Origin of the sequence: Actinoallomurus sp. NPDC052308 (assembly GCF_040679195.1) — a bacterium.
In the GTDB taxonomy this organism is placed as follows: Bacteria; Actinomycetota; Actinomycetes; order Streptosporangiales; family Streptosporangiaceae; genus Actinoallomurus; species Actinoallomurus liliacearum.
In genome coordinates, this window is record NZ_JBFAUM010000055.1 from 3742 (window position 1) to 17060 (window position 13319).

A 13319-nucleotide genomic window follows, 5' to 3' on the forward strand; every position below is an offset into this window, starting at 1 on the left:
GTGCTGCGTTCATCGGCTCACTCGCTCCGCTCGATCGCGGGGCCTCCTTCGTCGGAGGGGTGACCAAGGGTGCTGCGTTCATCGGCTCACTCGCTCCGCTCGATCGCGGGGCCTCCTTCGTCGGAGGGGTGACCAAGGGTGCTGCGTTCATCGGCTCACTCGCTTCCGAGGAGTGCCGCTTCAGGAAGTCGAGGATCTTCGGGAAGACGTCCACGTGCGCGTTCTCGCCGATGAAGGGGTCGATGTGGCCGTAGCCGGGAAGGGAGGCGAACTCCTGCAACCCGGGGCGGGCCCGCTCGAGCGCCGCGTGACAGGCCGCGTTCGCGCCCGGGAAGACGCGGTTGGCATCGCCCGACAGCAGGAGGACCGGGGTGGTGACCTCGTTCGCCCGCGTCAGGTAGGCGTCGGGCAGCGCGGCGTGGCGCGGGTCGCCCGGGTGGTACTTGACGGCCTGACCGGCCGACACCATCTTGCGGATGTGCCGGAAGTAGTGCACTCCGGTCGGGCCGAGCAGGTCCGCGATCCGCTGGTGGGTGACCGGCAGCAGGTTGTCGTGCTCGTAGAGGGCCGGATGACCGCTGCCCCACATGAAGCTGATCATGTGGCAGTCGCGAACGTCGCACTCGCGGTGGAACAGCGAGACGAGACGGGAGACCATCCAGCCCCGCGTGAGCGGCGGTGCCTCACCGAAGCGTGAGTCCAGAAAGGACAGGCCGATGAGGTACTCCGACAGACCGGGACCGGCCGTGAGCTTGCACCGCGACCAGGCCGGGACCCGGGGGACCAGCGAGACGCTGTTGCTCACGAAGCTCGTGATGCCGTCGAGGGCGCCGCCGAAGAGGCTCATGGAGAATGACAGCGACCCCAGGCAGTGCGCGATCACGTGCACCCGCCGGTCGCCGACGTGCCGGCGCAGCTCCGCCAGGGCGGCCGGATGGTCCCAGGCCGCGATGTCGTCCAGCGTGTAGCGATGCGTCTCGGCGTCGTACGGCAGCCGGGAGCTCATGCGGAAGTCGAGCGCCCAGACGTCGGTGAACCCGTTGTCCAGCAGGGCGCTCACCAGGTTGCGGTGCTCGGGCATGATGAACATGTCGATGGACGCCGTGAGGCCGTGCAGCAGGAGCACGACGTCGCCGCAGTCGCCACGCCGGAACCGGGTCAGGTTGAGCCCGAGACCGTCCTGCGTCGCGAACGGATGCACGGACACCTCGGCTCCGGACACGCCCTCGAGGGTGTATCGCGCCGGGACACGTCGCTCCATGACTCTCACCTCCCTGCCTCCGGACACACAATGGCAGGCGCAAGTGCGCGCGCATCATCGTGGTAAACCCTGATTCCGCCCTAGGGCGACTAAGGGTTCTGGTTCAGCGCGCTGACGATACCGACCCGGGACGACACACCGAGCTTGGCGAAGATGTGCGACAGGTGCGTCTCGACCGTCCGGATGCTGAGGAACAGCCGTTCGGCGATCTGCTGGTTCGTGCACCCCTCGGCGACCAGCGTCGCCACCTCGAACTCCCGCCGCGACAGGCCGTGCGGGCCGGCCGCCCGGCCGGTCGCGCCCGGCACGCGCACGCCGACCTTGCGCTGCGCCCGTACGGCCTGGGCGTGCAGGGTGCGGGCGCCGCACGCGGCGAAGGTCTCCGCGGCGGCGCCGAGCTCGGCCCGGGCCTGAGCGCGTTCGCCGGCCGCCGTGTAGGCGATCCCGGCCCGGAGCCTCGCCCGTCCGGCGTGGATCCGCATGCCGCCCTTGTCGAGGATGGCGGCCGCGGCCTGGGCCTGTTCGGCCGCCAGGTCCGGATCGGAGGCCGTCAGCGCGTGCGCGCGGGCCAGCATGGCGAAGCCGCCGTTCGTCTCCAGACCGGGCCGGGCGAGCACGTCGGCGCGGTCGGCCCAGCCCGTGGCGTCCCGCGGCCGTTCCCGCGTGGCGTCCACGTCGGCGAGCGTCTCACAGCAGGCCACCAGCGTGCCGGGATCGAGCTGGGGATCGTTGAAGTCACCGCAGGCGGCGATGAGCTGCTCCGCGCCCTCGTCCAGGCGCCCGGCGTGGATCAGCGCCATCCCGCGGGCGTACCGGGCCATGGCGGCCCACCACTCTCCGCGGCCGAGCCGCAGGCCGACGAGCTCCTCGCCGAGCCGTACGGCCGACTCGTGGTCGCCGGACCAGCTCGCCGCCAGGCACTGCTGCGTCATCGCGAAGCCCAGCGACTCGCTCGAACGCAGGAGGCGGGCGACCTCCGTGGCCTCCTCGGCGGCGGCCGCCGCCTCCTCCAGCCGGCCGAGCATGGTGAGCGTCTGCGCCTGACCGGCCATGATGTGCGGCAGCATCGAGCTCTGCCCGGTGTTGCGGGCCACCGTCAGGAAACGGCCGAAGTGCTGCAGGGCGTCGGCGTACCGGCCCATCATCAGCTCCAGCCAACCGAGCCAGATGTCGGTGTCGAGCCAGTCGGCGAGGTGGTCGTCCGGCGAGACCGCCATGATGCCGGCGGCCACCGTCGCGTAGCGGGCGGCGTCGTCGATCAGCCCGGCGGCGTAGGCCGGCATCGGGCGCACGGCGGCGACGGCCAGCACCAGACTGGGCTCCCAGCCGTCGGCGTTCTCCGGCATCAGGTCGAGGACGGCCTGGGCGGCGCGGAAGTCGCTGCGCATCAGGCTCTCGGTCACCAGCCGCACGCGGAGCTCGACGGCGGCCGGGGCCTGGGTGTCGGGGATCCGCCGCAGCTCGTCGAGGAGGAGCGCGCGGGCCTCGTGCGGCCGGTCGAGCTGGCGCTCCATGATGCCGCACAGCCGGGCGGCACGGGCGCGGCGTGCGAAGTCGTCGGGCGGCAAGAGGCGCAGCAGCTCCCGCGCGGTGTCCTTCCCCTCGGCGATCCGGCCGCTGACCGCCTGCGCCCGCGCGAGCTCCAGCAGCAGCGCGATTCGCATGTCCGGGGTGTCCGGAACGAGCCGGAGGGCCTCCTGCAGCCAGTGCGCGGCGGTCGCGGGAGCCTGCGCGGCGACCGAGCGGGCCGCCTCGACGAGCGTCGCGATGGCCGTCTGATCGCCGATCCTGGCGGACCGCTCGACGTGGGGGGCACGCGCCGTCGCCGGGGCGCGCAGGTCCGCCAGCCGGGCGGCGATCCGGGCGTGCACGGCGTGCCGCCAGCCCGCCGCCGCCGACTCGTACGCCGCGTGCCGCACGAGCGGATGCCGGAACCGGAACCGGCCCGGCGCCGCCGGCCGTACGACGTCCCGTGCGACCAGCTCGTTGATCGCCTGGAGAGTGTCGTCCTCGGACGTCTCGGCCGTCATCGCGACCAGGGCGGGTTCGAACTCGTCCGCGGCGACGGCGGCGGCCCGCGCGACGAGCAGCGCGGTGGCGGACAGGCCGCTCAGCTCCATGCCCAGGGCCGCGCGTACGGCGTGGGGCAGTTCGCCGATCTCGGTCGGTTCGCCCGTGCCGTCGGGCGTCCCGACGCCGGTGCCCATGCGAGCGAGCGCGTCGAGGTAGAAGGGATTTCCGCCGCTGGCCTCGTACAGCGCACTGCGGCGCGCCCGGCTGACCTCCGGGCCGAGGAGCTCGCCGACCTCCGCCTCGCTGAGCGGGTCCACGGGGATCCGCGTCGCGGTCTCCATCAGCGCGGCCAGCCTGGGCGAGGCCTGGGCCGGCCGGTAGGCCACGGCGACGAGCATCCGGCCGCGCGGCGGATGACGGGTCAGGTGGTCCAGCAGCTCGACCGTCGACTCGTCCGCCCAGTGCACGTCGTCGAGGACCAGCACGAGCCCGTCGGAAGCGGCCAGCTCCTCCAGCAGCCGCCGGACGGCGCGGTACAGGTGGTACCGGTTGGTGGCCGGCGCCATCGTGCCGACGTCACCGGGCGCGGCCACGGAGAGCGCGGGGAAGACGGTGGCGAGCAGCCCGGCCGCCGGTGCGCCGAGCCGTTCGGGCAGCTCCTTCGCTATCGTCTCCAGGCGGTCGTCCAGCGCGTCGAGCACGGCGCCGAACGGCATCTCCTCGAACTCGGTGGCCCGGCCCGACAGGGCGGGCAGCCGGCGTCGGGCGGCCTCGGCGGCCAGCTCGTCGAGCAGCCGCGTCTTCCCCGCGCCGGGGTCGCCCGCCAGGCCGACGAACCTGAAGGTGCCGTCGGCGGCGGTGTCGAGAAGCCGCCCGAAGCCCTCGAGGACGTCGCGGCGTCCGACCAGCGGGGGATCGACTTCTCCCGTCGCGCCCGCGGTCGACGATGCGCCGGTCGTCCCGCCGACACGACGATCCATACCGTTCCCTTGCGGTGGAGGTGCTTCGCGGCCCTTCTCCGACCCAAGAGGTCGTCAGCGGCAGTTTACCGAGACACGGCTTTTCGCGTCCGCGTGGTCTTTCAGGTCGTACCTGGTCAGCCGCGTGTCAGGACGCAGGTAATCAGATTGTTACTCCGGGAAGCATGTCGCCGTGGGAAAGGTTCACGCCTGCGGGACGGCGAGGGCGGCCCATACCGCCTTGCCGGCCCGGGGAAGAGGCGTCCAGCCCCACGTACGGCTCAGGGCCTCGATGACGTGCAGTCCGCGGCCGTTCTCGGCGATGTCGCAGGGGTCGCGTACGAGGGGTTCCTGGCGGCTGGCGTCCGCGACGACGCACACGACGAGGGCGCCGTGGCGTACGAGCGTCAGCCTGATCGGCCGGTCGTCGGTGGTCACGAAGCCGGCGGGCAGACCGTAGCGCAGGGCGTTGGTGACGAGCTCGGAGACGATGACCGTCGCGTCGTCCGCCAGGTCGGCCAGTCCCCAGGCCCGCAGCGTGCCGATGGTGAACTCGCGGGCGACGCCGGGAGCGGCGCCGTTGGCCCGCAGCGGGCACATGGCGTCCTGTGAGTGGCCGAACACCGGTCCGAACGCAGCGAGCTGAGGCAGCACGTGCGCGCTGTCGCGCACGCCCGTCGGGGAAGGGGGCTCCTCGGCGAGTTCGTGCCGGGTAGAAGTACAGCTCGTGCGATAAGGGGGCATCTGGCGGCCTCCAGACGACTCGGACGGGCCGAGTAGGGCTTGATCGGCTATCTTCCCCCGGAGCGCGAACAGATGCAAGAACTGATGCACAATCAAATGCACGTGCAAATGCGCGTCCCAATCGCACTCACGAGACGTGCGGGAACCGGCCTCCCCGGCCCCCGCCGTCCGGGCTCATCGACCCGGCCCCGTAACCCAGCGGTAGTACAGCTCGGGGCGGCCGACCTGGCCGTACCGCGGGGCCCGGGCCGCCCGCCCGGCGTCGACGAGGTACTCCAGGTAGCGGCGTGCGGTGACGCGCGACAACCCGGTGGCGGCCGCGACCGCACCGGCCGTCAACCCTTCCCCGGCGGTCCGCAGCGCGGTCGTCACCGTGTCCAGCGTCGAGGCGCTCATCCCCTTGGGCAGGGCGGGCCGGTCCGCACTGCGGAGCGTGGCGAGCGCCCGGTCGACCTCCTGCTGGTCGGCCGCCTCGCCGGATCCGGCGACGGTCGCGTGGAAGTGCGCGTAGCGTTCGAGCTTGGCACGGAGCGTGGCGAAGGTGAACGGCTTGAGGAGGTACTGCACGACGCCGATCGAGACCGCCGCTCGTACGGTGGTCAGGTCGCGTGCCGAGGTCACGGCGATCACATCCGACAGGTGGCCGGCGGCGCGAAGCCGCCGGCAGAGCTGCAGCCCGTGACAGTCCGGCAGGTAGAAGTCCAAAAGCAGGAGGTCGACCGGCCCCCGGTCCAACACCCGGAACGCCTCCGCGCCCGAGTGCACGACGCCCGCGACCTCGAAGCCGGGAACCCGCTCGACGTACATCCGGTGCGCGTCCGCGGCCACCGGGTCGTCCTCGATCACCAGGACGCTGATCACGCCGTCGCCTCTCGTGCCAGCGGCAGCGCCACGGTGAACACCGCGCCGACCTCCCGGCCCACCACGATCCGCCCGCCATGGCGATGGGCGACCTGGGCGACGAGGGCCAGCCCCAGCCCGCGCCCGGACGGGCGCGCCCCTTCCTTCGTCGACCAGCCGCGCTCGAAGATCTCCTCCACGGAGTCCGGGCCGACGCCGCCGCCCGTGTCGGCGACACGCAGCAGCAGCTCATCGCCCGAGAGGCGGGCGGTGACGAACACCCGGGGGGAGCGGCCGCCGGCCTCCACGGCGGCATCGACGGCGTTGTCGAGCAGATTGCCCAGGATCGTCACCAGGTCGCGGGAGCCGAGCGTCTCCGGGATCGCCGTGTCGTCGATCTCGGTGTCCGGTGTCACGACCAGTTCGACGCCGCGCTCGTTCGCCTGGGCGGCCTTGCCGAGCAGCAGCGCCGCCAGCACCGGCTCCGCGATCGCGCTCACGACCTGGTCCGTGAGGCGCTGGGTGAGCTCCAGTTCGGCCGTCGCGAACTCGATGGCCTCCTCCGGCCGTCCGAGCTCGATGAGCGACACGACGGTGTGCAGCCGGTTGGCCGCCTCATGCGTCTGGGATCGCAGCGACTCGGCGAAGCCCCGTACGGAGTCGAGCTCGCCACTGAGCGCCTGCAGCTCCGTGTGGTCCCGCAGGGTCACGACGCTGCCGAGGTCACGCGTGCCCGAGGTGACGGCCGATTTGTTCACCACGACGACGTGTTCCCGCGTCAGGTGGATCTCGTCCACGCACGGGCCGTCGGAGGAGAGAGAGTCACGCAGGCTGTCCGGCAGGGCCAGCTCGGCCACCCCGCGTCCCTCCACGTCCTCGGGCAGGCGGAGCAACTCCCGCGCGGCGCCGTTGGCGAGGGCCACCCGTGCGCGCGGATCGAGGAGCAGCAGCCCCTCCCGTACGGTGTGCAGGATCGTGTGGTGGTACTCGTACATGCGGCTCAGCTGCGTCGCGTCCATCCCGTGGGTGTGCCGACGCAGCCGCGCGTTGACGAGATAGGTCCCCGCGCCGCCCACTCCCAGTGCGAGCAGGGCGAGCAGCACCAGCGCCAGCAGCTGGTCCCGGACCCGCCGGTCGAGGATCCGGACCGTGATCCCCGTGCTGACCAGCGCGACGACCCGGTGCTCCCGGTCGAACACCGGGGCCACGCGTCGCACCGACGGCCCGAGGGTTCCGGTGAAGGTCTCGGTGAAGGCGCGCCCGGCCCGCGCCCGCTCGATGTGGCCGAGGAACGGCCGGCCGATCATCCGGGGGTCGGGATGCGTGTACCGGATGCCCGTCGGGCTCATGATCGTCACGAAGGCCACCCCGGCGTCCCGCCGTACCTGTTCGGCATACGGCTGCAACACCCGTGACGGATCCGGACCCTCCACGGCGGCGGCCACGGTGGGCGCGTCGGCGACCCCGGCGGCGACGGCCGACACCTGCCGCCGCGCCGTGTCCTCCGTGCTCGCCGCGGCGTACAGGTAGGCGAGCACCGCGCCGCCCGCGACGACGGAGGTGACCACGATGATCTGCATGACGAAGAGCCGGCCGGCCAGGCTCTGACGCCGCCGACCGGCAGGCCGGAAGACCCATCGCATGGACGCAAGTGTGCACGCTGTGTTTCGGTGCCGTGAACCGGTGTTTCACGAACGAAATGAACGCAACGGTGACTGAGGCGCCGGATCTGCGCATAGTCCAGGCAGATTTCCCCCGCTACGAAGGAGGCGGACATGTCTGCCGAGCCCCAAGACCGTGCGCCTGGACGACGCCGCGAACGCACCCATCTCCTCTATCTGATGGTGATCGCGGCGGTGATCGCCGGTGTCGTCGTCGGTCTCACCGCACCCGGGTTCGCGGTCGAGCTCAAGCCGCTGGGGACCGGCTTCGTCAACCTCATCAAGATGATGATCAGTCCGATCATCTTCTGCACGATCGTGCTCGGTGTCGGCTCGGTCGCCAAGGCCGCCAAGGTCGGTGCGGTCGGCGGCCTCGCCCTCGGCTACTTCCTCCTGACGTCCACCGTCGCGCTGGCGATCGGGCTCGTCGTCGGCAACCTGCTCCACCCCGGAGCGGGCCTGCACCTCACCCAGGCGCTGCGCCAGTCCGGTCACGCGCAGGCGTCCGACGCGAGTGAGGGAGCCGTCGACTTCCTGCTCGGCGTCATCCCCAAGACCCTCGTGTCCGCCTTCACCGAGGGCCAGGTCCTGCAGACGCTGTTGGTCGCGCTGCTCACCGGCTTCGCCCTCCAGTCGATGGGCCGCGCCGGCGCGCCGGTCCTCCGAGGCGTCGAGCACATTCAGCGCCTGGTGTTCCGGATCCTGGCGATCGTGATGTGGGCCGCCCCGATCGGAGCGTTCGGCGCGATGGCGGCCGTCGTCGGCGCCACCGGCCTCGACGCGCTCAAGAGCCTTGCCGTCATCATGATCGGCTTCTACGTCACCTGTGCGATCTTCGTCTTCGTCGTCCTGGGCGCGGTGCTGCGGCTCGTCGCGCGGATCAACGTCTTCGCCCTGCTGCGCTACCTCGGCCGTGAGTTCCTGCTCATCGTCTCCACCTCGTCCTCCGAGACCGCGCTCCCGCGCCTCATCGCGAAGATGGAGCATCTCGGCGTGAGCCGGTCCGTCTCCGGTCTCACCGTCTCGACCGGCTACTCCTTCAACCTCGACGGCACCGCCATCTACCTCACGATGGCGTCCCTCTTCATCGCCAACGCGACCGGCGCGCCCATGTCGGTCGGCCAGCAGATATCGCTGCTCGTCTTCATGGTCGTGGCCTCCAAGGGCGCCGCCGGGGTCACCGGTGCTGGTCTGGCCACCCTCGCCGGCGGCCTGCAGTCCCACCGGCCCGACCTCGTCGACGGCGTCGGCCTCATCGTCGGCATCGACCGCTTCATGTCGGAGGCCCGGGCCGTCACCAACTTCGCCGGCAACGCGGTCGCGACCGTCATCATCGGAACGGTCACCAGGGAGTTCGACCGCGACCGCGCCCGCGAGGTCCTCGCCGGGCAGGTGCCGTTCGACGAGACGACCCTCCTGGACGACCGGCCTTCCGCCGAGCCCGGCGCCGTCCCCCCGCCGGCCGCGCCGGGAGACACGGCGACGCCCGCCCCCGCGAACGCCTGACTCACCCTGGCCGTTGAACGCCCGCGCGACTCGACCGTGTTCGAGTTGCGCGGGCGTTCGTGGGCAGGCAAGGTAGTGGGGCTTGATGCTCGCTACCCTCGGGGCGGTAGCTCAGCCGGTTAGAGCAGGGGACTCATAATCCCTTGGTCGTGGGTTCGAGTCCCACCCGCCCCACTCGCTCAAGCAGTCCGATCATCCTGCTGACCTGCGGGTATCCGCCGTTGTTCGCTGACACCTCGTGCCACGCCGTGCCAGCGTCGGCAGTGCGGCATCAACCGGCTCCAACGCCACCGCGCTGTCGCCACCCGCTACATGAACGAATGCTGAGCAGTCGGCGCGGCGTGGGAGCGCCGTTGCGGACGAACCCCTACTATCCCGGCATTGAAATCACTCTGAAAAAGCATCATGGTCTCATGCGGTCGCCTGAATGAATTCGCGCAGGCGCTTCAGGAGCGTCTCTGGCTGTTCTTCGGCGATCCAATGACCCGAATCTTTGATCGGTCGGACAGTGACACTTTCGGCGACCTCCGAGAGCATCTCCTCGGCCACTGGAAGAAAGAAGCTCGCGGTCCCTCCGAGTCCGAGCACGGGCATCTTCAGCTTACCCTTGTCTGAGAGGATGTGCCGATTGTCATCTGCGTCCTTCTCGAAAGCCCGAAAGAGCTCGAGGCCTGCTCGCATGGCTCCGGGAGCCGTGTAGGCGGCGACATATCGTTCCACGTCCGACATGGAAATGGCATCGGGATTCGCACTCAGCTTGACGTAGAAACTGTGCAGATAGGGGAACTCGCTGCCAGCGATAAGCGTCTCGGCGACATTTTCTGGTGCGCCGTGGAAGTGGAAGTGCCAAAGCTTGGCCTCGCTGAACCTGGTCGTCGCCAGCACGCTCTCATATGCTTCGGTGCCCGGGATCGGAGCCTCCATGAGCACGAGACGCTCAACGTCATTCGGATAGAGGGAGGCGAAGGCGTAGGCGACCAACATCCCGAGGTCGTGACCGACAAGGGTGATCGGGTTATTTACGCCGAGATGATGGAGCAACGCTCTCACGTCGCTTGCCATCGTTTGCTTGTCATAGCCGCTCTCGGGCTTCGACGACCCGCCGGCCCCTCGATAGTCGGGAGCCACGACGAACCAGCCCTCGGAACGGAGAGGCTCCATGATGAGACGCCACTCCCACCAGGTCTGAGGCCAACCATGCAACAACAGGATCGTTCGACCATCCTCGCCATCGCTCGGCGGCGTGCCCGCGGTCACGTAGTGGATCCGGACGTCCGCGCGCTCGAACATATTGTGGTAGAGCCCCTGCATTGTGCACCTCCTGGCGGAAACCTACCTCGGGTGTGCTTAATTCGCCGATCTGACCACACGCTCGGTTTTACGTTTCCTAGGCTTCGCGCACGCGCTCCAAGATATGCTCTGCCCAGACGTCAGGCGCTTCCAGCGGGCTGAAGTGCCCGACGTTCTTCATAAAATGGAGTGTGTAGTCACTGTAGAAGTCGGACAGGTTGTCGCTCCATTCCTGCGGAAAAAGCGGATCCTTGTCAGGCCAGAGGATGGTGATGGGCTTGGAGAACCTGTCAGCGGGATCCGGCTTCTTCTCGTTGGCGTAATAGGTGATGGGGTTCCCCTCCGGGAAGCGGAACCACATGATGCCGGCCACGAAAGCACCCGGGGCAGAGTGGTTCTCGGTCAGATGGTCCAGCAGTTCGTCCACGACCGTGGAGCCTGGAGCCGACCAGTTCTGCAGGTGCTCCTTCAGCGCAGCGCGGACGGCATCCGGCTTGCCGTCGATGAGATCCTCTACCAGCGTCGTCTTGTAGAGGATCGCGTGGAGGAAGGCGTTGACCGCCTCCTCCTCCAGAATCCGTCGGCCAACCCCCATCGTCGGTGGCGCGACTACCAGGGATCTAGCGAGGTCGGGGCGCTTCACCGCGATCGTCTGGACCGTGAAGCTGCCCACGTCGTATCCGCACAAGACCGCGTTGCCGATGCCGAGTTCGTCGATCAGAGCGATGACGCCGTCCACCTGCCCGGACAGGGCGTAGGCGTTACCGACGTCCTTTAGGTGCTTGTCCGACTTGCCGTAGCCTCTCAGGTCGGGGACGACCACGTCAGCGGAGGGTGTCAGCAGGGGCAGCAGCTTGGAGTACTCCTTGTTGTCGCCTGGATTACCGTGTACGAGGACTACCGGCCGACCTTCTCCAGAGCGCAGGTAGTGCAGACGGAAACCATTGGTCGGCTTCGAGAACGGCATCGTCTGACCTCCGAATTCCTGCAGCCGCATCGGCCCGTGTGAATGCGGCTCGGTCGCGCCGCCTGCTCCGCTCGAAGCAAAGAGGGCCTCAGCGCGGAGTTTCCTTGTGTACGTGGCGCTGTCCGGCGACCGCTGGACCGGCCGTTCCTGGACGTGGCGGGCATCTCGCCGGCGGACGGAGTCCGCCGGCCGGTAAGCAGTCGACCAGTCCCACGCAAAAATCAGGGCACTGTTCGAACAAGTCGCCCTCAGGCCCTCGCGGCCGCTCCGCGAACTCCGCTGCTCAACGACCCGGGATCTCCGACATCGTCCAAGCTGTCCTTACCCTGAACCCGGCCAGCTCAGACTGAGGATGGAAACGGCTCACTCTGTGGACGCCGCAGTGGACCACGAGCCGGAGGCCGGCGGGTGGGTCCGGACCACCAAGTGGGTCGCGCTCAGCGGCACGTACGCGATGAACACCTGGTCGGCGTGGGCGGCGCTGAACCCGGCGCAGATCCTGCAGCACTCGGCGCCCGTGGCGATCGTGTTCTGCGCCGCCGAGGCGATCGTGACGATCCGCCAGAAGATCACCGAGGCCGTCATGGTCGCCTACGAGAGGGCCGCCGAACGCCGCGCTGCTCCGGAGCAGGCCCGCACGGACTCCACGCCGTCCGCCACAGACGACACGCAGCAGATACGCACGCAGGCCCGCACCGCGTCCGCGCCGCGCGCGGACCGGTTTCGCGCGCGCCGGTCCGCGGGGAGGCCACGCGAGACGCCTCCGCCTCGGCGGAAGCCTGCTTCCCAAGGCGGACGCCTCGCGGTGGCCGTCGGGTGCAAGGCCGCCGCGAGGCGTCGGTCGATGAGAATCAGATGTGGCCGAAGCGGCAGTCCATCGGGTGCGTCGGGCTGACCGAGACGGCGTCGATCACCGGGCCGAAGGCGCCGGCCGTGGCGCTCCCGAAGGCGAGGGTGACCGCAGGGCCGAGGGCGCGGAACCTGAACCGCTGCGGTACGTATCCCATGTCCGCCCGCGTCTTGCCGGACGTGTCGAAGGCGAAGTTCCGCTGGTTCGCCGGGTGGCCCATGCCGTGCTGCGTCACTCGCAGGAATCCGCGCTTGACCGCCGGCCCGCCGTCCGGATTCCCGGCGAGGGAGAACGTGACGTTGTAGCAGCCGCCGAAATGGGTCGGGACGGACTGCTCGACCGTTCCGGCGGTGTTCCCGTCGAGGTCGATGGACTGGTTCCCCTCCGCGGCCTGCCAGAAGCCCGAGCCGATCAGGTCGACGTTTCCATCGGCGACCCTCCAGGACCCGATCTCGGCCCCGGCGTTGAACGTCGTGAAGGAGTTCGCGGGGACGACCGGGTTCTCGAAGCCGCCGTTGGAGAAGGGCGGCACCGCGGTGTTCTGAGCGTGGGCGGACTGGGCGGCGGTCACGCACAGGGTGAGGGTGGCCGCCGCCGGAAGCGCGTTGATCATCCGCCTGACGCGTGGGCTGAGGGTCAATGAAACCGCCATGCTTTTCTCCTGGTCTCGGCGTGGTCTGTACGCGGCGTATCGATTGGCCGGAATGGGCATTGGCAACGCCCGATCGAATTCACCTGTCACGCACTGTAATCAAGTGATCTTGCTCTGTATTCGAGCGATCGGAACCTGGAGGGGATATGGACGGCCTGTTGCTCGTCGTTTACCGGTCGCACGGCGAGGCGGCGCCGATCGCCTGCGGCCTATGTCGGGATCGGTAGTTTTGGCCGGATGTGGTCAGGGTGGAAAGTAAAAGCCTGCTGCGGGCAATGCGTCGGGCCGGCCGCCCGTCGAACGCCGCGCCGGCGGCCGAATCCCGTCGCCGCGCAGTTCGCGCGGGGGGGCCCGGGGGCATCCCCGGTCCCATCGGTTCTCAGGGGTCACATCGGCATCCGGGCGAGCGGATGCCGGGCTCGACGTTCTACGCGGTTTCGACGGGCCGACGCTACTTTGAGGCTTGTATCCGTCACTGCGCGTGGGACACTGGGCGGATTCCGGTGTCCTGAGGGGAGCGCATGATCGGTTCTGCGCCTGATGGCGAGAAGGCCGTGAGCAGCATGTTCGGTCATC

At 69.6% G+C, this 13319-nt stretch carries 10 protein-coding genes and 1 tRNA gene; 2 read left to right on the plus strand and 9 right to left on the minus strand.

All coding sequences use genetic code 11. The features are described 5' to 3' along the window. The 5 genes from AB0L00_RS45050 to AB0L00_RS45070 form a co-directional block, all read right to left on the minus strand. Positions 1–1261 (minus strand): alpha/beta fold hydrolase (locus tag AB0L00_RS45050; protein ID WP_364444296.1); only part of this gene is annotated, 1261 nt, incomplete at its 3' end. A gap of 89 nt (positions 1262–1350) precedes the next feature. Then, positions 1351–4254, minus strand: a complete 2904-nt coding sequence (locus AB0L00_RS45055; RefSeq protein WP_364444299.1) for an AAA family ATPase — start codon at positions 4252–4254, stop codon at positions 1351–1353. A gap of 183 nt (positions 4255–4437) precedes the next feature. Continuing rightward, the gene (locus AB0L00_RS45060) at positions 4438–4977 is read right to left on the minus strand and encodes an ATP-binding protein (protein ID WP_364444301.1); all 540 of its coding nucleotides are present in this window, start codon (positions 4975–4977) and stop codon (positions 4438–4440) included. Positions 4978–5151: 174 nt separating this feature from the next. Next, entirely contained in the window at positions 5152–5838 is a 687-nt protein-coding gene (locus AB0L00_RS45065) for a response regulator (RefSeq protein WP_364444304.1), read from the minus strand. Continuing rightward, positions 5835–7460: a sensor histidine kinase gene (locus AB0L00_RS45070; RefSeq protein WP_364444306.1), complete on the minus strand. Its 1626-nt coding sequence runs from the start codon at positions 7458–7460 to the stop codon at positions 5835–5837. The genes AB0L00_RS45065 and AB0L00_RS45070 overlap by 4 nt, the downstream gene beginning before the upstream one ends. Positions 7461–7592: 132 nt before the next feature. On the opposite strand from AB0L00_RS45070, the gene AB0L00_RS45075 reads away from it, so the two are divergent. Both AB0L00_RS45075 and AB0L00_RS45080 read left to right on the plus strand, forming a co-directional pair. Further along, positions 7593–8984: a cation:dicarboxylase symporter family transporter gene (locus AB0L00_RS45075; protein ID WP_364444307.1), complete on the plus strand. Its 1392-nt coding sequence runs from the start codon at positions 7593–7595 to the stop codon at positions 8982–8984. A 100-nt stretch (positions 8985–9084) separates the two neighbouring features. Then, a tRNA-Ile gene (locus tag AB0L00_RS45080) sits at positions 9085–9158 on the plus strand. Positions 9159–9395: 237 nt separating this feature from the next. On the opposite strand, the gene AB0L00_RS45085 is transcribed toward AB0L00_RS45080, so the two are convergent. The 4 genes from AB0L00_RS45085 to AB0L00_RS45100 form a co-directional block, all read right to left on the minus strand. Then, the gene (locus tag AB0L00_RS45085) at positions 9396–10295 is read right to left on the minus strand and encodes an alpha/beta hydrolase (RefSeq protein ID WP_364444309.1); all 900 of its coding nucleotides are present in this window, start codon (positions 10293–10295) and stop codon (positions 9396–9398) included. 76 nt (positions 10296–10371) lie between these two features. After that, positions 10372–11271, minus strand: coding sequence for an alpha/beta hydrolase (locus tag AB0L00_RS45090; RefSeq protein WP_364444311.1), 900 nt, complete (start codon positions 11269–11271; stop codon positions 10372–10374). A gap of 333 nt (positions 11272–11604) precedes the next feature. Then, on the minus strand, positions 11605–11826 hold the full coding sequence (locus AB0L00_RS45095; protein ID WP_364444314.1) for a hypothetical protein: 222 nt from the start codon (positions 11824–11826) through the stop codon (positions 11605–11607). A 266-nt stretch (positions 11827–12092) separates the two neighbouring features. Beyond that, positions 12093–12743: a choice-of-anchor C family protein gene (locus AB0L00_RS45100; RefSeq protein WP_364444316.1), complete on the minus strand. Its 651-nt coding sequence runs from the start codon at positions 12741–12743 to the stop codon at positions 12093–12095. Positions 12744–13319 lie beyond the last annotated feature (576 nt).